Below are 19,021 nucleotides of genomic sequence, written 5' to 3' on the forward strand. Positions count from 1 at the left end.
ATACAAATGTCATTTCTTAAATCTCTGGCCGCATCCGCTGCGACGGTCACCATGCTGAGCGCAGCGCCGGTACTGTCTGCCGAACCCGATCTGCTGTGGTTTGAGCCGACAACCGACGCCATGACCGAGGCCGGCGCCTTCACCAAAGAGGGTCCATGGACTTTTGCGTTGGTATTTCCGGATCTATCGAACTCTTGGCGTGTGCAGGCCGTTGAAGAGGCTCGCGCCGCCGCAGCCGCCGATCCTCGCATCAAGGAATTGATCGTCACCAATTATCGCGATGATGTTGCGGTGATGGTCAGTGACATGGAAGACATGATCGCTCGCGACGTGGACGCGATCATCATCCACACCGGTCAAGCTGGCCTGATCGGCGATCAGGTGGATGCCGCCAACGCCAAGGGTATCCCGGTGATCAATTTCGGAGACATGGATGACGAGATTGCCTATCCGGTGCAAATGTGGACCGGTGGTGCCGCCTATGGCAAGGTCGGCGGTGAATGGTTGCGTGACACCATGGATGGCAAAGGCCGTCTCTGGGTGCTGCGCGGACTGGCGGGCCATTCCGAAGATAACGCCCGCTACGAGGGCATGATGGCGGAAATCAAGGACACCGATATCGAGATTGTCCGCGAGGATTTCGGCCAATGGTCCTATGAAGGGTCCAAGGCGATTTGCGAAAGCTGGGTTCTGTCCGGCGATATCGCGGACGCGCTGTGGTCGGCTGGTGCTGACATGACCCGCGCCTGTATCGACGTGTTTACCGAGCTTGGCATGGATGTGATCCCGATGACCGGCGAGGGCAACAACGGCTTCCTGCGCCAGTGGAACGATCTTGGCCTCGACTCGGTTGCAGCGTCCTTCCCGACCAGCATGTTCGGTGTCGGCCTGAATGCTGCTGCTGCCCTGTTGGAAGGCGAAGCGTTGAATGCGCGCTACTGGGCCTCGCCCGAGCCGATCACCAACGACAACCTGGCGAACTACTTCGTTCCTGGAGCAAACTCCAATCTCTGGGTGCCTACGACCCTGAGCGAAGAGCGCATCCTGGAACTGTTCCCGAACAAGTAGTCGCACAATGAGAAGGGAGGGGCCAATGAACGCTGTAAAATCAACGGAGATGACAATGTCAGCATCCCGCCAAGCCGATCGCCCCTCTCATACGCAGGACGTGCCCATGGTCGAATTCATCGGAGTGTCCAAGCACTTCGGCGCGACCAAAGCGCTCTCCAAGGTTGACCTCAAGGCCAACCGCGGCACGGTTCACTCGATGACGGGTGAAAATGGTGCCGGAAAGTCGACGCTGATGAAATTGCTTTCGGGCGTGCATCAGCTTAACGAGGGCAAGATTTTGGTCGATGGCCAGCCCTTCGCGCCGCACAATCCCCACGATTCTCTGCATCTCGGCGTCTCGACGATCTATCAGGAACTCAACCTGATCCCGAATCTTAGCGTCGCCGAAAACCTGTTCTTCGGCCGCGAGCCGATGCGGTTCGGTATGATTGATCGGCCAGCGCTTGCCGCTATGGCGCAAAAGGTGCTCGACAGGCTGGGTATGGACGTCGATCCGCGCAGGATGTGTGGCGAGTTGACAATAGCGGAGCAGCAATTCCTCGAAATTGGCAAAGGCCTGTCGGTCGATGCAAAGATCTACATTTTCGATGAACCCACCGCCGCGTTGAACGGGCCGGAATCCGAGCGATTGTTCGAGCTGATCAACGCGCTGCGGGACGAAGGCAAATTGATATTTTACATCTCGCACCGGCTGGATGAGGTTTTTCGTCTGTCTGATGACATATCCGTCATGAAGGATGGCGAATTGATGGGCACCTTCCCGCAGGGTGCCATCAACGAGGCCGGATTGGTGAAGGCCATGGTCGGGCGCGAACTGGGTGATTTTTTTCCGCCACGCGCGGATGCCGGTCGGATCGGCGGTCCAAAGCTGAAGGTCGACCTGCTGCGCGTGCATCCCGATCATTCGGATATCGACTTTACCCTGCATGCTGGGGAAATCGTTGGATTGGCCGGCCTTGAAGGACAGGGACAGCGGGAAATCATCCGTTCTCTCACCGGACTTGAATCTCCACATACCGCGGAAATCGCGTTGGAGGCCGATGGATCCTGGCGCGAGATCGAGCCCCAAAAAGGGATCGTCCGTACCATCCGCGACGGTATCGGGTTTGTACCCGAGGATCGCAAGACAGAAGGCCTGTTCCTGACCATGTCGATCGAGCGCAACGTCGCGCTCGGGCATTTTCGGCTGCGAGATCTATTCCACCTTGCTCCGCGTGGCCAAGGCCGCGTGCGGGACTTGATGGACCGACTCCGGCTTAAGGCGTCAGGCCTGGATCAGAAAGTCAAGGAGCTGTCGGGCGGCAACCAGCAAAAGGTGATGATAGGCCGCTGGATGGCATCAGGCGTGGACGTCCTGTTGATTGAGGAACCCACCCGCGGTGTAGATGTCGGTGCCAAGGCCGAGATTTATGCAAACCTGCGGCAGTTCACCGAGGCCGGAGGTGCCATTTTGATAACATCAAGCGAATTGATGGAGGTCCTTGGCCTTTGTGACCGGATTCTGGTTGTGCGCGAAAACAAGATCGTTGCGGAAATGACTGCCGACGGAACCTCGGAGGAAGATGTAATGGAACACGCGGTTCTGAAAACACGGGAGGACGTGGCATGAATGCATTGATTCCCAATTTGTCAGCGAATGCTCCGAGTCGGCGGGACCGGTTGAACCCGTTTGTCATCCTGCTGCCATTGTCGATTGCCATCTTGCTTGCGCTGACGACTGCTGATTTCCTGAAGACTGAGAACCTGCTCAACCTGTTCAACCAGGCTGCGCCGTTGTTGATCCTGTCGCTGGGGCTTCTGTTTCCGGTGCTGACCGGTGGCATCGACATCTCGAACGGTGCGTTGCTAAGCGTCTGTGCCGGGTTTCTGGTGACCTATGACACCGGTGCCGGGCTTGCCCTTGCAGGCGGGGTTGCTTTGGCGACAGGTGTTTTCAACGGCATCGGTGTTGCCTTTCTGAAGGTTCACCCGATTGTCATGACCCTTGGCGTGATGATCATCTTCTTCGGTCTGGCACCGATTGTTCTTCCTGCGGCAGGTGGAGATGTCTCTGAGAGCCTGATCTATCTGGTGCGCGGTGATCTTCTTGGCATCCCGATCAGTCTGCTTTGGTGCCTTGTGGCAAGCGTGATCGCGTGGATCGTGGTATCACGGTCAGCCTTCGGCACTCGCGTGTATGCCATTGGTGCCAACGAAGAAGCTGTCTGGCTGAGTGGCGTGAACAGCCATATCGCGATCATCTTGTGCTATGTCATATCGTCGGTTTCGGCTTTCTGTGCAGCACTCTACATCGTGGGCCGTGTCGGCAGCTCGACCGCCACAATTGGCGAGCCTCTGATCCTGAGCAGCATCACGGCGGTTGCCATCGGCGGCGTTCTGTTGTCGGGCGGGATCGGCAGCGTCGGAGGCGTAATCTGCGGGGTTACCGCCCTGACCTTCATCAACAATGGCATGAACCATCTGTCGGTCGACCCGTTCCTGCAGCAGGTCATCACCGGCTGCATCCTGCTGGTCGCCATCGGGTTCCAACGTCGCGAGGAGATCGGGGTATGAGTACGGTGCAATCGAATATCACTGACAAGCCGGCGACTGGTGGCCTCGCAGTAATAACTGCGCTCTTTGGGAAGGTTCCGCTAGTTTATCCTCTCTTTGCGTTGCTTCTAGTTGCCGCGTATATTGAGCGGCCGATGATGCTGGCGCCGCTGTTTTTCTTCACGATCATGCGGCAGGCCGTGCCGCTGATCCTGGTTTCCATTGGACAATCGCTGTGCATGCGTATCCGGTCGCTGGATCTGTCTTCGGGTGGCGTTATCGTTGGTGCCGCCTATATCCTGACGAGTGGTTGGATACAGGCGCCGACGGCAGTGCTGATCGCCCTTGCATTGGCCCTTGGGTTGGCGGTTGGTGCAGTGAACGCCTGGTTCATTGCAATACGACGGTCCTCGGCGGTTCTGGTTACGCTGGCAACGGCAATGATCGTCGGTGGCACGGTTCTGGTGCTCAGCGGGATTTTACAGCCCGACCAGTCGCCGCAAGCGCTTGTCGATCTTGCACGTTTCCGGATTGGCAAGGTTCCGATGCTACCGGTTCTGGCCTTTGCGCTCGCCGGATTGATCGCGTTGTCGGTACGTTCCAGCGTTATTGGCCGCTACATCGATGCCATTGGCGCCAATCCACGCGCCGCATGGGTGTCGGGCCTTCCCTATGTTCGGGTGGTCTTCCTGGTGCATATGACGTCGGGGTTGCTGTCTGCGCTGGCAGCCATGGCGCTGGTCGGGACTTTGGGTAAGGGCAGTGTGACACTAGGCCAGGATTTGCCGCTGTTCTCACTGGCCGCGGTCGTTCTGGGCGGTGTGAGCTTTGGCTATGGCCGCGGAGGCGTGCTGGGACCGGTTTTTGCTGCGGCAATGCTGATTTTCCTGTTCAACTTCCTCACTGCCTACAACTTTGCCCAGCCAGTGCGTCTGATCCTCGTTGGTATCGTCATTCTCGTGTCGGCCATTGCGATCAGCCATCGCGCCCGCAAAGAATAAGAATACGGAGGAACCGAATGCCCAATTCCACGCTTATGGCAATACTCAATAAGCACCGCGCGGACTCCGGACCAAGCTGTTTGACGATTTGCGAAAGCGGGTTTACGAGCCATTAACTCGGGAAGGAGGAGTAAGAAAACTATGGCGGCATCAGGTGAAAAAATCATCAAACCCAAAAGTATGTCCGAAATTGTACTGGACAGACTACGATCTGACATCATTCAGAATCGGTTCGAGCTGGGTGAGAAGATTTCGGAAAGCTCGTTGTCCGACCTTTATGGTGTCACCAAAGCGCCGATCCGCGCAGCCTACATCCGCCTTGAACTGGAGGGGCTGATTGAGATCCGTCCGCAATCAGGCACCTACGTGTTTAAGCTGGATGCCGACGAGCTTAGGGCCCTATGCGAATTGCGCTTGGCTTTAGAATTGGAAGCATCTCGGCTTGCCATGCAGCGCGACCAACCGGCATTGGCACAGGCGTTTTCCTCGACCGTTTCAAAGATGGAAGAGGTCATGGCCACTCGTTCACTGGACAGCTATCGAAAACTAGATTCCCAGTTGCACCTGGACCTCCTCGCCATTTCGCAGTCCCCATTATTGGAACGCACCTATGTTCGCCTGGTAGATGGACGGTTTGCAGCATTGAGATACCGGTTTTCCCAGCATCATTCCCACAACGAGGCGTCCCTTGCCGAGCACAAGGAGATGCGTGATGCGGTGCTGGCAAAGGACACCGACTTGCTTTTGGAATTGACTCGTCGGCACACCGAAAACACCAAACTTTACTACTCAAGCTTCGGGAACTGACGCATGTGCTTTTTTGCAAAACTGATGAATTCAAACAGACATGTTACATGTCAAAAATATGAGGGAAGTGCAGCCCTTGGTCGCAGAAAAGAAACGCTATGTAACCGACCGGAAAGCCACCTTCGCAAACATGTCCGATAACTCAACCAGCCGGGTGCCTTCGCGCAGAACACGTCGGCCAAAATTATACATAGGAGAAACCTAAAATGCCGAAACTACGCATAATGCACACAATGCTGCGTGTGCAGGACCTTGAAAAATCGAAGAAATTTTACACTGGGCTTTTGGGGATGAATCTCATCAAAGAGCTAGATTTCCCTGAAGGGGAATTCACCCTTGCCTTTGTCGGCTACGGGCCTGAACCCGTGACCACGGTTCTGGAGTTGACATACAATTACGGTCACGAGGCTTACGATCTGGGTAACGGCTACGGCCATATCGCGCTAGAAACCGACGATATCTACGCCACCGCCGAAACCCTTCGTGCAGGCGGAGCCGAAATCGTCCGCGAGCCCGGCCCGATGAAGCATGGCAGGACTGAAATCGCCTTCATCAAGGATCCCGACGGCTATCTTGTCGAACTTGTTCAGCCCGACTGGAACGACAACGCCTGATGTTTCGTACCGCTGTCTTTCCTGCCCGCTATGTACAGGGCCCAGGGGCGCTTGGGAGGCTGGGCACCGAATGCGCACCCTTTGCGCAAAAGGTTCTTTGTCTTGCGGACAAAACGCTGCCCGATGGCATTGCCGGCCAGCTTGGTGGTGACGGGGCAGAGTTGATCGTGTCGCCGACGCCGCCGCATTGCACCATGGAAGCAATTGCAGGAGTGGTCGCCGAAGCGGGAAAGACCGGAGCAGATGCTGTCGCTGCCCTGGGTGGTGGAAAAGTCATAGATCTCGGCCGAGCTGCTGCCGATGATCTGGGTCTGCCATTCGTCTCGGTCCCGACCATCGCAGCATCGGATGCTCCCAGTTCGGCATTGGCGGTAATCTATGATGACGAAGGGCGGGTCGTTTCTGACCAGTTCGTGCGGTCCAACCCGCAGCTTGTGCTGGTAGATAGCGCGGTGATTGCCGCTGCGCCGGCACGATTCTTTGCGGCTGGCATGGGAGATGCGTTGGCAACCTATTACGAGGCGGTCGCCTGCAAAAGATCCGGAGCTGGAAATCTGTGTGGTGGACAACAGACACGACTTGCGATGGGCGTGGCCGAACTGTGCCGCGATACGATTCTTGGCCATGGGGCCATTGCGCTTGAAGAGACGAAATCCGGTAACCCTGGTGAGGCTTTCGAGGCAGTGCTCGAGGCCAACATCCTGCTGTCCGGCATCGGGTTTGAATCTGGCGGCGTGGCCGGGGCGCATGCCATTCATCACGGGCTTGCCGAATTGCCTGAGACACATGGCGCCCTGCATGGGGAGAAGGTGGCGTTCGGTGTTCTTGTTGAGCTGGCATTGCGGGATGCTTCGGATTCAGAAATCGCGGAAATCGCCTGGTTCAACAGCTTGGTTGGTCTTCCGCTTACGCTCGAAGCGTTGGGCATTTCCGATGCCGATAGCGCCATACCCGTAATTGCCCGAAGGGCAACGCAGGCGGGCGAAATCATTCACAACGAGCCCTTTCCGGTCGATCGGCCCATGGTTGAGGCGGCGATCCGTCGGGCCGACACAATCGGAAAGACAATGACGGGACGCGACCAATGAAGAGCCGGGAACAAACGCGTTGTGCGCTCAATCGCATAGTGATTGCCGGCGGCATGTCCCACTGCGGTTCAGCAATTGCCCTGAGTGAGCGCTGCCGCGCCGACTTAACGCTCAAACAGAATACGCCTGTCGGTCCAGGGCGTGGAAAAAACCAACAGGGACCTTGGAGGAAACAATGAAGAAACTTTTTGCACTGCTTTGCCTTACTGGGTTCGCGTTGCCAGCGACGGCCGAAGTTTATGTTGTCGAAGACGCAATGGGTGACAAGCCGATCGTTATCCAGAAAGACGATCCCGCCCTTGGCGACGTACCGGAACCGCATGTCGGGTTTTCCTATGTTACCAAGTATGTGACTGCGGGGACTGCGCTGCGTGTGCATCGCGGCCATGTTGACCCCGGCGGCCATATTGCCGTGCATGACGGGCCGAACGTTTATGTGCTTTATGTGATTGGCGGCTCGGGAAAGCTGGTTAATGTCGGGCCCGACGATGAGGTGACATCAGAGATCAACTATAAGCCAGATGATATCATCGTGTTTCGTGAAGGTACTATGCATTACTGGGACAATGGTGATCAGCCATTTGATTTCATTGGCTTCGAACAGTTCCCCACAAAAGAATAATTCATCGTGGGCTCCGGTTGCGGAGCCCACTTCCAAGGAGATGGCAATGCGTGCTGTGATATGTTCGAAACCGGTTGATGATCTTTCGACAACCACGTTGACAGAGGCGCCGCGCCCCGATCCCCAACCGGGCGAAGTGCGGGTCAGAATGCGGGCGGCCTCGCTCAATCCCGTTGACTGGAAGCTGTGTGCGGGTGTTGCTCCGTGGTGGACACAACCACATGTGGCCGGTCTGGACGGAGCCGGTGAGATAGATGCAGTCGGTGATGGGATTACCGGATGGAATATTGGCGATCGTGTCGTCTGGCACGGCGATCTTAACCGGCAGGGCGTTTTTGCCGAGTATGCTATAACCGTCGCCCATGTTCTCAGCCGCATTCCTGACGGAGTGAGTTTTGAGGCCGCAGCAGCATTGCCGTGCGCAGGATTGACCGCCTATCAGGCACTTGTGCGAAAGATTGGTCTGCAAACGGGGCAAGTAATTGTCATACAGGGCGCGTCAGGTGGAGTCGGTGGATTTGCAGTCCAGATCGCGAAAAACCTTGGGGCGCGCGTCATCGCGCTTGCTCGGCCTGACAAGGCGGCCCGCGCGGAGGTCTTGGGTGCCGATGTAGTACTGGACTATCGGAGCGAAGCGCTTGCTGATGAGGTGCGGCGGCATAATGGCGGTGAAGGTGCCGACGCAATGCTGGAAGTGGTGAACCCTGGAGATGCACGCCGGTCGCTGGACCTGCTGCGTTATAACGGGCAACTTGCGACCATTGCGCCATTGCCCGACCTGTCACAAACCCCGGCCTACACATACGGGGCATCGCTGCACGAAGTCGCGCTGGGGGGAGCTTATGCTGCGGGCGACTTGAGAACCCAGCAGGACTTTTCATTGATGGGTGATCAACTGTTGAAGTGGCTGGCTAAGGGCAAGCTTGATCCAATGATTGAGATGAGAACCACGCTGCAAGACGTGCCCGAGACTCTGGCACAATTGCGGCGTCGGAAATTTGACGGCAAGGCCGTTGTGATAATTTGAGAAAGCGCGTGTCAAAAAAAGCTAAGATCATATCGCCCGGTTATGCCAACCACCGAGTTGAATCCGAGTTGCTGGCACCGCTTGGGGTGACCGTCGAAACCATCGAATGGGGTGAGGATCGGACTAAGCTCATTGACGCGGTGGGAGACGCAGAACTTCTGTTTGTCCGCGACTCGGTACTCGATGCAGACGTCATCAACGCGATGACTCTAACAAAGGGGATCGTCCGCTATGGCGTTGGGACGGATACTATTGACCTCGAAGCCGCAAGTGCCCGGAACATCATCGTGGCGCGGGTGCCCAATTATGGCGCCGAAGTTGAGGTGGCCGATCATGCACTGGCGCTTTTTCTTGCCGTCCGCCGCCGTATAGTGAAGCGTGACGCCGACATCCGGGAGGGCGCCTGGCAGGTTGGGCAGGCGGAGCCGATCAGTCGCATCGCCGGGTCAGTTGCGGGTTTTATCGGATATGGCCGCATCGCGCGCGCCGTTGCCCAGAGGTTCAGGGGGTTTGGAGTTACCAGAATCCTCGCATTCGACCCGTTTCTCACAGCCGAGACTGCGGGTCCGGATGTTGAGCTTGTCGAGCTTGAGACCATTGCCCGCGAAAGCAACGTGATCAGCCTGCACGCACCGGCCACTGAGGAAAACCAGCATCTGGTGAATGACGCATTCCTACGCATGGTCAAACCTGATGTCATCCTGATCAACACGTCGCGCGGTGCCTTGGTGGACGAGGCGGCGTTGGCCTCAGCTCTTGGCGAAGGGCGCGTATTTGGCGCTGGCATAGACGTGTTTGAAGCGGAGCCACCAACTGCCTCGCCGTTGCTTACTGCCCCGCGCACCGTGATTTCCGATCACACCGGGTGGTATTCGGAAACGACGGTGGAAAACATCCAGCGTGGTGCCGCCGAACAGGCATTTCAGATCCTGAGCACCGGTGCAGCAAGCGAGGCCGTCAACGAAGTCAATGCCGAATAACTCGCTCCTAACCGGACCTGGCACACAGAAAACTCCGAGGCTCCCTCAAGTAGGCGTCTCAGCACATGAAAGAAAAACGATGGAACACTATTGCAACCTTATTGACGGAGAGTGGCGGGGCGAAGCGTTTTCACAGAATATCAGCCCCTCTGATACCCGTGATATCGTCGGTAACTATGCTGTGGCCACCGAGAATGACACCAAGGATGCAATCGCCGCAGCGGTACAGGCCTTTCCAAGCTGGTCTCGCAGCGGCCTGATGCAGCGCCACGGCATCCTGAGCGCCGCAGCGGTCGAGATTCGCGCCCGCCGAGACGAGCTTGGCCGCCTGTTGGCCCGTGAAGAAGGAAAATCTCTGCCGGAGGCTATAGGCGAAGCCACCCGTGCCGCGCAGATCTTTGACTTCTTCGCCGGAGAGTGTCTGCGCCAAAACGGCGAAATCATCACCTCGGTGCGTCCTGGTGTCGGGATTGAGGTGACACGCGAGCCGCTCGGTCCCGTCGGACTGATCACGCCCTGGAACTTCCCCATCGCGATCCCGGCCTGGAAATTGGCGCCGGCGCTTGCATATGGCAATACGGTGGTTATGAAGCCTGCCGATCTGGTGCCGGGATGCGCTTGGGAGCTTGCCGCGATCCTGGAGCGCGCCGGATTGCCACGCGGGGTCTTCAACCTGGTCATGGGACCCGGCTCCATCGTCGGCCAAACCATGCTCGACAGTCCGGAACTCGCCGCACTCAGCTTCACCGGGTCGACCGGGGTTGGCGCGCGTGTTGCCGAAAGTTCGGCTCGGCTTGGGCGCAAGTTCCAGCTTGAGATGGGGGGGAAAAACCCGCTGGTGGTGCTTGACGACGCCGAGCTTGATGTTGCTGTCGAATGCGCTGTGCAGGGTTCCTTCTATTCAACCGGGCAGCGTTGCACCGCCTCTTCGCGGCTGATCGTCACCAAGGGAATCCACGATCAGTTCGTCGAACGGGTTCAGACCCGGGTCGCAGCGTTGAAGGTCGGCAACGCGCTTGACCCCGACACCCAAATTGGCCCGGCCGTTAGCCAGTCGCAGCTGCAACAGGACCTAGAATATGTGGCCATCGGCACGACCGAGGGTGCAAATCTTTTGTGTGGCGGAATGGCCATCGACGCCGCTACACCGGGCTATTACATCGCGCCCGCCCTATTCACCGGAGCGGACAACAACATGCGTATAGCGCGCGAGGAAATCTTTGGCCCGGTCGCCTGCGCAATCGAAGTCGATGACTATGACGAGGCCCTGGCATTAGCAAACGACACCGAATTCGGACTTTCGGCGGGTATCTGCACGCAAAGTCTCCGCCATGCAGCGCATTTCCGGCGCAATGCCCAAGCCGGAATGGTCATGGTCAACTTGCCTACTGCAGGCGTGGACTTCCACGTGCCGTTCGGTGGGTCCAAAGCCTCGAGCGTCGGATCGCGCGAACAGGGGCGATATGCGCAGGAGTTCTTCACTATGGTTAAAACCGCCTATACCGCCGCGGGAGAACTGTGATGCCAGAGGCGCGAAATGGTGTCGTAACTCGCAGCGATCTGTCGACCGAGCTTGCTGCCGAACTGGTTGGGAACGCTATCGCCGAGGCCCGCCATCTGGGGGTCAATATCTGTGCCGTCGTTGTCGATTCTGCCAGTCAGCCACTGGCCATGCTGCGGATGAACGCAGTAAGCGACATGGTTGTTGGAATTGCCACGGACAAGGCTAAAACCGCTGCCACGTTTCGCAGGGCGACGGATGAGATGCGCGACCGGCTCGGGGTGGATGGCATGTGGCTTGGCGCGGCAAGCCGAAAAAACCTGATGTTGTGGGGTGGCGGGCTTCCGATATATGTTCAGGATCAGTGTATCGGTAGCATCGGCGTATCCGGCGCCTTGGTCGAACAGGACATATACTGTGCGGAGACGGCTTTAGTCGCATCGGGCTTGCAACGTCGCTGATTTTGGACAAAAACGGGTCGAACTCTGATAGTATCGCAGCCATTATCGCGATGCTTCCTTTTAAAAATAAGCGACTACCAAGTATCAAGCGTTCACGGGAAAGCGCTTCGCAAATCAGCCTCCGGGGCACCATTTTCTTAGTTCGAAGCACTTGCTACACCATCTGTAGATTTCGCTCTTGAATTGTGACCTTATAGCGGTCCTTCAGACGAAGCGCAGCATTTGTCAGTTTGGGCTCGAAGCTGTCATTCAATCCGACCTGCCGAGCACCCGCTTTGCGGGACAAACCGTGCTTTCGTCACAGTTGCGCCAATGGCTGATTTTGCTTCTAACTTGCGTGGGAGTGCATCAACCTACCCGGAGTTCCGACGCGAACCCTAAGAATATTTCCGGTGTCGGATTCGGTGATGAAGAGTTCGGAATTACCATCTCCGCCAAAGGCCAGATTGGTGGTGGTCATTCCGGTGGTGCTTTTCAGGCGATATTGAGGCTCACCAGTCTTTGAGAAACCCCAGACACACCCGTTTCCGGCGTGCGCTACCCAAAGGCCACCTGCCTGATCCAAAGCCATGCCGTCCGGCCCGGAAAGCCCACCTGAAAGTTGCAAGAAGACACCTACCTTTGAAACGCCACCGTCACCCATCAACGGCAAGCGCCACACGCTGTTACCGCGTGTCATAGCCACGTATAGAACATCCTCGTGCTCATTCAGGACCAAGCCGTTGGGGCTTTGCCCGGTATCAATTAATAGATCGAGGCGCTCGGCCTCAAAGTCATACCGGAATACACGACCATTGGGCATATGCATTCCACTTTGGCCTTGGTCGGTAAAGTAAAGGCGCCCCTGAGCATCGAATACCAGATCATTGCAGCCTCGGAAATGTTCGGAATGCCGGTGCCAGATGACAGGCTCAACTTGGCCTGTTTCGGGATTGAAACACATGATCCCGTTCTTGTAATCAGCCAGAAAGACGCGGCCATCTTTGTGGATTTTGAGCCCATTTGGCCAACCGTCATACTGGGTCACGAGTGTCCATTCGCCGTTTGGTGCTATCCTAAAGATGCGGCCATAAGGGATATCTGTAACCCAGAGATTGCCCTTACGGTCAAAACTTGGACCTTCCAAAAAGCTGTCAATCTGTCGTCCGGGCTTGTTGGCGGAGGCCCACTCTGGCGAATTGTCTTTAACGCGGAACTCATCCGGCATACTGGTCCATACTTTTGCGTCGATGATTTCTGGTGATGGATAGAGCGACATGACGGTTCCTTTAAGTTGAAATTTTTTCCGAAAGGCGCTGTTCACTTTCCTTCAGTGCAGAGACCAGCGCTTCGTGTCGCTCCTCGCCAAATCGAGTGATCAATCCAGAAACGGACAAAGCACCGACGAGACGACCTGATTTCGCAATGAGCGGGACCGATACAGCTGCGACTTCCGGGTCCCGCTCACCACGCGAGACAGCGTAGCCTTTCTCTTTGACTTCAGAATGCGGCTCACCCACGCCGTCGGAGAACGCCAACAGGACTCTACCACTGGCACCGCGGTCCAATGGCATACTCTTACCCTCAACTATCGAGTGCCGGATCGCTCTTTCGGGCTCAACCCGGTATAGACAAATTCGGCTGTTGCCTTCGCGGATGTAGAAGGAAGCGGTTTCATTGGTAGCTTCGCAAAGCGTCTTCAGCTCTGGTCGCAAAACTTCGGCAAGATCGAAGCTTTGCCGGTAGCACGATCCCAACCTCCAGGTGGCCGGCCCGAGGCGGTATCTCCCCGTCTCTCCGCGAACGAGATACCCGAATCGCTCCAATGAAGCGACCAGGCGAAGAATTGTGCTCTTATAGAATTCAGTGCGACGAGAGAGTTCAGCAAGACTGATTTCCTGCGCTTCAGCACTAAAGCAATCCAAAATTTTCAAAGCACGATCAACGGCTTCAACGCCCTTTGTGTCCGCCAAGGTTAGTACCCTCCAGCTTTTCTTTGACTTTCAACCCTTCTTACCATAGCGTTCTATCTAACGCAATAGCGTTCTGTACAATAGAACATTACAGGAGGAGAAAATGTTCAGAACTTTCCGCTCCATTACGCTGACTGGCGCTCTCGCGATGGCGGCAACCACTGCATATTCACAAGACATCGTGTTCAGTGGTGTTTCGACGACATCGGATGACTATCAACTAGGGGTCGTTTGGTCGGGGATCGCCCGCGAGGCCGGAATACCTATGACCGTTGTCGAAAACGGCACCGTCTCAGGAATGAGGAAGGCTGCCCAAGGTGAAATCGACATGGTTGGCGTCGGCGCGCCGCATTACCTCGACGCTGTAGGTGGCACCGGAAAATACGCCGATGATCCTGAAGCCCTGCGAGACGGATATAAAGATATGAAAGCCATTCTGGCGATGCCTGTTGGAATGGCTCAATATGTCGCTCGTGCAGACACCGGGATCACTTCTTTCACAGACCTTGAAGGAAAAACCGTTGGGACCGGTCGTCCAGGTGGAAACGCAGGCAAGGTCACAAACACCCTCTTTGACATTCATGGAATTGGCGGAAAGGTCGATGGCCAAGCCATCAAATATGGTCCGGCAATGGAGCAGATGGCCTCCGGCACAATGGACGCCACTCTTGTTTGGGGTTCACTTCCCAACGCGGTGATCGACAACGCCTCACGTCAGATGGAACTGCGGTTCGTGTCCCCTGATCCAGCGACGCTTGAGCAATTCCGCGACACCATCTCCAACGGTGAGTACTACATATACCAGAAGATCCCTGCCGCTGCGATTGAACAGGCTTATGAAGGCCGGGTTGAGGCGGAAGCAGACGCCTATTTTTGGACCTTCCCTTATCAAGTTATGGTCCGGGGCGAGATTGATGAAGACACGGTCTACAACCTGACTAAGGCCCTGTGGGAGAACGTCGACAAGGTGAATTCTGCCTCTGCTGGCCTTTCTCTGGTCTCGTTGGAAAGCGCTTTAGAAGCGATCTCCGCTGATCTACACCCTGGTGCACAGCGCTACTACGAAGAGATAGGGCTACTCTAAAGCTCTAGCCTACCTGGCGTGCCCGCGGCGGTGCGCCAGGCCTCAAAAAATGCGCTTCGGATTGCTGCTCAGGGCCGCGCATTTTTCTTCCCGAATAAATCGACTTTCGGAGGCGAACCCATGACCGATGCCACCATGAATCCCTTGAATTTTCTATTGCCGAATGGGCCTGATCAGCGCCGGTATTTTCGTTGGCTTGAGAGCGCTGGCCTCATAGCTTCGGCTCTCATTCCAGCATTCATCATCTATACCCAATTGGCAGGTCGGTTCCCTTCAGAGGTTCAATACGGCACGGTTCTCTATCTCGGCCTCATAGCAATGTTCTGCCTGCGCCCAGCGTTCAAAGATGCGGAAGGACGGCGGACAAACTTCGATTTACTATTCAATCTCGTCCTGATTTCAGGTGCCACGTTTGCTTACGCCTATTTCACGGATCAATACGACGACATTGCTGACATGCGGGAGGGACTGCCCAATCAATGGGACCTGGCCTGCTACCTGATAGGGTCGATTGCTGTCGTATTCGGGGCACATCGCGCCGAAGGTTGGCTCCTCACTGCCGTTGTATTGCTGGCCATCATTTACCTCATGTTCGGCCATGTGATGCCCGGAATATTGGAGCACCGCCCGTTTTCTTTGAACCGGGTGCTAGAAATCTCCTATGGATATCGTGGCATATTCGGTGTGGCATTGGGTGCCGTGGTCGACATCGTGCTGGTCTTTGTCATCCTAGGCGTGACCCTGCGGCTGACTGGTGCAGGAGACTTCTTTAACGATCTGGCATTGATCCTGACCAAGGGAAAGAGGTCCGGCCCGGCACAATGCGCAATCATCGCATCTGCCATGTTCGGCTCAATTAACGGCTCAGCCCCGGCCAATGTGGCCTCCACCGGCATTCTGACCATCCCCATGATGCGCCGCGCAGGATACTCCGGCCGCTTTGCAGGGGGCGTTGAGGCCACCGCGTCATGTGTTGGTCAAATCATGCCGCCCGTGATGGGTGTCGGTGCGTTTATCATGTCGGATGTGACCGGTATTCCATACGTCACCATAATGTTTGCAGCCATAATCCCTGCGCTGCTCTACCTCTTCAGCTTGTCCATCACTGTCAGCTTGGAAGCGGCGCGCCTAAACCTCAGCCCACTGGCGGACGAAACCCCAACCTGGGATCGCAAAATGATCAGCCGCGCAGCCCTTCTAATTATAGGGTTCGGCTCGCTGCTCACCATGCTCTTCTCTGGCTTTCCCGCGACCTTCTCGGGACTGGTTTCGAGCGGCATCATTCTGGTCCTGGCAACGATCCTGCCTGACACCCGGTTGAGTTTTCAGAACTGGTTTGTACTCGCTGTGGATAGCGGTCGCGACGGGCTATCGGTGCTCTTGTCATGCGCCGCCATCGGAATTGTCATTGCGGCCATCACGTCAACAGGCCTGGGCATCAAACTCAATCAGGAGATTACCGCACTGGGCGACCAGAATCTTTTAGCTGCACTCGTACTGGCGGCGCTTTGCTCAATTGTGCTTGGAATGGGGCTTCCCACAGCCGCGTCATATTTGATGGTGATTTTTGTAGCAGGGCCCGCGATCATGGAGTTGGGTGTCTCGCAACTGTCGACCCATCTCTTTGTCTTTTATTATGCTGTTCTGTCTGCAATCACTCCGCCGGTGGCCCTGGCGATCTTTGCTGCCGCTGCGATTGCGAAAGAGAACCCCATTCCGCTGGCACTGAATGCACTGCGGTTGGCGTCTGTTGGGTTCGTTTTGCCAATTGCTTGGGTGTACCACCCTGAGATCGTGATCGGGGCAGATGGCACTGGCGTGATTGACGCGCTTATGTATGTGCCAATGCTGATGGTGGGGATCGCCGGACTTTCAGCGGCACATGTCGGACATTTGTTCCGAAGGTTGGCAATACCGGAACGCGTTGCACTGGCGGCAGGGGCAGTTGCCATCCTGATGCCGAGCACGTTGGTCAATTTGGGCGCTACACTGCTGATACTGCTTATCGCGGCCAACGCTTACCGGGGAGGTCAAAATGTCAAAACCGCTTGAAGGCATCCGTGTGCTCGACCTCACCAATGTTCTTGCCGGGCCGTTTTGTTGTCATCATCTGGCACATATGGGCGCAGAGGTGATCAAAGTGGAAGCAGCTGGTCGCGGCGATCTTGCCCGGCAACTGGGGGCTGATCCTGCCTTGAATGCTGCGGGAATGGGCGTGTCATTCCTAGCCCAGAACGCGGGAAAGAAATCGGTTACGGTGAATCTCAAGAGCCCCAAAGGGAAAGCACTGTTTCAAAAACTGGTGGAAAGCGCTGATGTACTGGTTGAGAACTTTCGACCTGGTGTCATGAACCGCCTTGGGGTCGGCTATGAAAGTTTGAAAGCCATCAAACCGAACCTCATCTACTGTGCGATATCCGGGTTCGGTCAAGAAGGACCTTGGGTGCATCGCCCAGCCTATGACCAGATCATTCAAGGTGCATCAGGGGTGATGTCGATCACCGGTGATGATACAAGCGCACCCCTGCGCGTGGGTTATCCTGTGGCAGATACGGTGGGCGGTATCACTGCCGCCTTCGCGATCTCCTCCGCTCTTAACGCACGGCCACGGGGTTCTTTCATCGATGTGTCGATGCTTGAATCGGTGCTCGCCACCATGGGCTGGATCGTTTCCAACTATCTGATTGCCGGAGTGGACCCAAAGGCCAACGGAAACGAAAACGCCACCTCCGCCCCCTCCGGCGCCTTCCAGGCCGGTAGCGGCCTAATCAACATCGCGGCCAACAAGGACGAGCAATGGGTGTTGCTGACTGATCATCTTGGGTTAGCCGCGTTGCGAGACCGCCCGGAATACAGTTCACGCGAGGATCGCAAGCGTAACCGGCTGGCATTGAAGACTGAGCTTGAAGCGGTGCTCGTGACCCGCCCGGCACGGGATTGGGCCAAGGAGCTTAACCGGATCGGCGTACCAGCGGGCGCGGTCCTGTCCGTTCCGGAAGTGCTCCAGATGCCGCAGGTCGCGGATCGTGGGTTTCTTCATGAGTTCAAAAATGCACCGGGAGTCGGACGCGACATTCAAGTTGCGACCACCGGCGTGAAACTCAATGGAAAAGCACCGGCAGTTGACACGCCGCCGCCACTTCTTGGGGAACACAATGAACTTGTTTGGGGGGAACTTGGTCTCTCTGAAAACGAAATTGATGAGTTGAAAAAAGAAGGTGCAATATGAGCGATGTAGCTTCCCGCTCCGACGTGTCTGATTGGTGGACGACTGAAATTATTGATATGGCACCCGGCCAGATCAGGTTTCGGGGTACTCCAATAGAAGAATTGATCGGGAATGTAACCTTCCCGCAAATGATCTGGCTTATGACGCGGGGCGCGCTTCCCACAAAGGCTCAGGCGGATCTATTGGAATGTGCGCTGGTCGCTGCGGTGGACCATGGGCCACAGGCTCCTTCAATTGCGGCTGCTCGAATGGCGGTGACATGTGGTCTTGGATTGAACGGCGCGATGGCATCAGCCGTCAATATGCTGGATGACGTCCATGGCGGCGCCGGTGAGCAGGCGGTGGAACTCTATTCATGGATTGATAACGCCATTTCCGCCGGACAAACCCCAATGGAAGCTGCCGGACAGATGATCGACCGTTGGCAAGCAGAACGCACGAAGTTCGTTCCGGGATTTGGTCATCGATTTCACAAACCGGAAGACCCACGTGCACCGCGGTTGCTAAGTTTGGTGGATCAGGCTGCTCTGGCGGGAACAGTTGACGGTCGTTTTGCCCTGATCGGACGATCCATTCAAAAAACTCTCAATTCCCGCAAGCACAAACCAGTACCTATGAATATCGATGGTGCCACGGCCGTAATTTATGCCGAACTGGGATTTGCGGGACCCTTGGCAAGAGGGCTGTTTTGTCTGTCCAGGTCTGTTGGCGTAATTGCACACGCATGGGAGCAAATGAACCAGGGTGGTCGCAACAAAGGCCCAACTCCTCCAGCTTATCGCTGGACTTACACTGGTCCGAACCCAATAAGTTCTTCAGGATGAAGATTTTTCGGGTTCGTTCCTACCAGATGCGTCCAGCGCCTCATCTTTGTCAAAAAGTGACAAGGCGGAATAACAACCTGACAGAAAGAATTCGCAAGCAGACATTTAAGCACTGCGCAGCATCGGGCATTTTGGGCTCGGAGCGGACCTTCGCCACCCACTGAGAGTCTCTGAGGAAGCCCGCATCAAAGCGTGAACATGTTCACGGAGTTTTAGATCGCGATGCTT

At 56.2% G+C, this 19,021-nt stretch carries 18 protein-coding genes; 16 read left to right on the forward strand and 2 right to left on the reverse strand.

All coding sequences use genetic code 11. From position 1 onward, the window contains the following. Positions 1-6 precede the first annotated feature (6 nt). The 12 genes from ACR0JA_RS14805 to ACR0JA_RS14860 all read left to right on the forward strand — a co-directional run bounded on the left by ACR0JA_RS14805 (position 7) and on the right by ACR0JA_RS14860 (position 11,704). Complete coding sequence (locus tag ACR0JA_RS14805; protein WP_480576244.1) at positions 7-1,068, forward strand: substrate-binding domain-containing protein; 1,062 nt, start codon at positions 7-9, stop codon at positions 1,066-1,068. Positions 1,069-1,123: 55 nt separating this feature from the next. After that, positions 1,124-2,680 carry a sugar ABC transporter ATP-binding protein gene (locus ACR0JA_RS14810; protein ID WP_480576247.1) on the forward strand — a complete coding sequence of 519 codons (1,557 nt, stop codon included), beginning with the start codon at positions 1,124-1,126 and terminating at the stop codon, positions 2,678-2,680. Next, entirely contained in the window at positions 2,677-3,624 is a 948-nt protein-coding gene (locus tag ACR0JA_RS14815; protein WP_480576250.1) for an ABC transporter permease, read from the forward strand. Before ACR0JA_RS14810 ends, ACR0JA_RS14815 begins: the two co-directional genes overlap by 4 nt. A gap of 134 nt (positions 3,625-3,758) precedes the next feature. Continuing rightward, positions 3,759-4,604 (forward strand): ABC transporter permease, encoded by an 846-nt coding sequence (locus tag ACR0JA_RS14820; protein WP_480576253.1) that lies wholly within the window; start codon positions 3,759-3,761, stop codon positions 4,602-4,604. A gap of 141 nt (positions 4,605-4,745) precedes the next feature. After that, positions 4,746-5,411 (forward strand): GntR family transcriptional regulator, encoded by a 666-nt coding sequence (locus tag ACR0JA_RS14825; protein WP_480576256.1) that lies wholly within the window; start codon positions 4,746-4,748, stop codon positions 5,409-5,411. 206 nt (positions 5,412-5,617) lie between these two features. After that, on the forward strand, positions 5,618-6,025 hold the full coding sequence (gloA, locus tag ACR0JA_RS14830; protein ID WP_480576259.1) for a lactoylglutathione lyase: 408 nt from the start codon (positions 5,618-5,620) through the stop codon (positions 6,023-6,025). Next, on the forward strand, positions 6,025-7,113 hold the full coding sequence (locus ACR0JA_RS14835) for a glycerol dehydrogenase (protein ID WP_480576262.1): 1,089 nt from the start codon (positions 6,025-6,027) through the stop codon (positions 7,111-7,113). The genes gloA and ACR0JA_RS14835 overlap by 1 nt, the downstream gene beginning before the upstream one ends. Before the next feature lie 175 nt (positions 7,114-7,288). Further along, on the forward strand, positions 7,289-7,735 hold the full coding sequence (locus ACR0JA_RS14840; RefSeq protein ID WP_480576265.1) for a cupin domain-containing protein: 447 nt from the start codon (positions 7,289-7,291) through the stop codon (positions 7,733-7,735). Positions 7,736-7,781: 46 nt separating this feature from the next. After that, positions 7,782-8,762: a zinc-binding dehydrogenase gene (locus tag ACR0JA_RS14845; RefSeq protein WP_480576268.1), complete on the forward strand. Its 981-nt coding sequence runs from the start codon at positions 7,782-7,784 to the stop codon at positions 8,760-8,762. An 8-nt stretch (positions 8,763-8,770) separates the two neighbouring features. Further along, positions 8,771-9,742, forward strand: coding sequence for a C-terminal binding protein (locus ACR0JA_RS14850; RefSeq protein WP_480576271.1), 972 nt, complete (start codon positions 8,771-8,773; stop codon positions 9,740-9,742). Between the two features lie 79 nt (positions 9,743-9,821). Next, positions 9,822-11,264, forward strand: a complete 1,443-nt coding sequence (locus ACR0JA_RS14855) for an aldehyde dehydrogenase family protein (protein WP_480576274.1) — start codon at positions 9,822-9,824, stop codon at positions 11,262-11,264. Beyond that, positions 11,264-11,704, forward strand: coding sequence for a GlcG/HbpS family heme-binding protein (locus tag ACR0JA_RS14860; protein ID WP_480576277.1), 441 nt, complete (start codon positions 11,264-11,266; stop codon positions 11,702-11,704). Before ACR0JA_RS14855 ends, ACR0JA_RS14860 begins: the two co-directional genes overlap by 1 nt. A gap of 328 nt (positions 11,705-12,032) precedes the next feature. Here ACR0JA_RS14860 and ACR0JA_RS14865 read toward each other — a convergent pair whose 3' ends face one another. Together ACR0JA_RS14865 and ACR0JA_RS14870 are read right to left on the reverse strand one after the other, a co-directional pair. Further along, on the reverse strand, positions 12,033-13,007 hold the full coding sequence (locus ACR0JA_RS14865) for an SMP-30/gluconolactonase/LRE family protein (protein WP_480576280.1): 975 nt from the start codon (positions 13,005-13,007) through the stop codon (positions 12,033-12,035). Beyond that, positions 12,973-13,656, reverse strand: a complete 684-nt coding sequence (locus tag ACR0JA_RS14870) for an IclR family transcriptional regulator (protein WP_480576283.1) — start codon at positions 13,654-13,656, stop codon at positions 12,973-12,975. The genes ACR0JA_RS14865 and ACR0JA_RS14870 overlap by 35 nt, the downstream gene beginning before the upstream one ends. A gap of 103 nt (positions 13,657-13,759) precedes the next feature. On the opposite strand from ACR0JA_RS14870, the gene ACR0JA_RS14875 reads away from it, so the two are divergent. From ACR0JA_RS14875 to ACR0JA_RS14890, 4 genes are read left to right on the forward strand one after another with little or no spacing between them, the layout of a single operon-like run. Then, positions 13,760-14,740: a TAXI family TRAP transporter solute-binding subunit gene (locus ACR0JA_RS14875; RefSeq protein ID WP_480576286.1), complete on the forward strand. Its 981-nt coding sequence runs from the start codon at positions 13,760-13,762 to the stop codon at positions 14,738-14,740. An 18-nt stretch (positions 14,741-14,758) separates the two neighbouring features. Further along, positions 14,759-16,792 carry a TRAP transporter permease gene (locus ACR0JA_RS14880; RefSeq protein WP_480576288.1) on the forward strand — a complete coding sequence of 678 codons (2,034 nt, stop codon included), beginning with the start codon at positions 14,759-14,761 and terminating at the stop codon, positions 16,790-16,792. Next, the gene (locus tag ACR0JA_RS14885) at positions 16,776-17,969 is read left to right on the forward strand and encodes a CaiB/BaiF CoA transferase family protein (RefSeq protein WP_480576291.1); all 1,194 of its coding nucleotides are present in this window, start codon (positions 16,776-16,778) and stop codon (positions 17,967-17,969) included. Before ACR0JA_RS14880 ends, ACR0JA_RS14885 begins: the two co-directional genes overlap by 17 nt. Further along, on the forward strand, positions 17,966-18,793 hold the full coding sequence (locus ACR0JA_RS14890; protein WP_480576294.1) for a citryl-CoA lyase: 828 nt from the start codon (positions 17,966-17,968) through the stop codon (positions 18,791-18,793). The genes ACR0JA_RS14885 and ACR0JA_RS14890 overlap by 4 nt, the downstream gene beginning before the upstream one ends. Positions 18,794-19,021: the final 228 nt, after the last annotated feature.

Source organism: Ruegeria sp. AM4 (assembly GCF_056540665.1).